This window comes from Seohaeicola zhoushanensis, from assembly GCF_014656415.1.
GTDB classification, from domain to species: Bacteria; Pseudomonadota; Alphaproteobacteria; order Rhodobacterales; family Rhodobacteraceae; genus Seohaeicola_A; species Seohaeicola_A zhoushanensis.
In genome coordinates this window covers 1-303 of sequence record NZ_BNCJ01000056.1, presented here as the reverse complement: position 1 = coordinate 303, position 303 = coordinate 1, and the positions used below count along the sequence as shown (strand labels likewise).

Annotated in this window: 1 pseudogene; it reads right to left on the bottom strand. The window is 68.0% G+C overall.

The annotated features are described in order from the left end of the window. Nucleotides 1-303: pseudogene (locus tag IE266_RS27115) on the bottom strand (hypothetical protein); the annotation flags it as partial.

The following is a 303-nucleotide window of genomic DNA, read 5'->3' as shown; positions in this document are numbered from 1 at the left end:
GGTATTTCTGCACGTTGCGGAACAGCGCCCAGTGCAGCAGCCAGGCCTGGAGGCGTTCGCCCGCCGAAAGCGCGCCGCGCCTGGCCTGCCGGGCGTCGTCGATGCGGCGGCCCTGCCTGAGCAGCCAGCCGGCGACGGTGCGCTGGACGGGGCCGCTTTCCTTCAGGCGGAACTCGAAGCTTTCCTTCATCTTCTCCCAGATGCGGGGGACGCCGACCATGAAGGTGGGCGCGATCTCGCGCACATTCTCGTTCACGGTGTCGATGCTCTCGGCGAAGTTCACCGTGCCGCCGACGCAGAGCA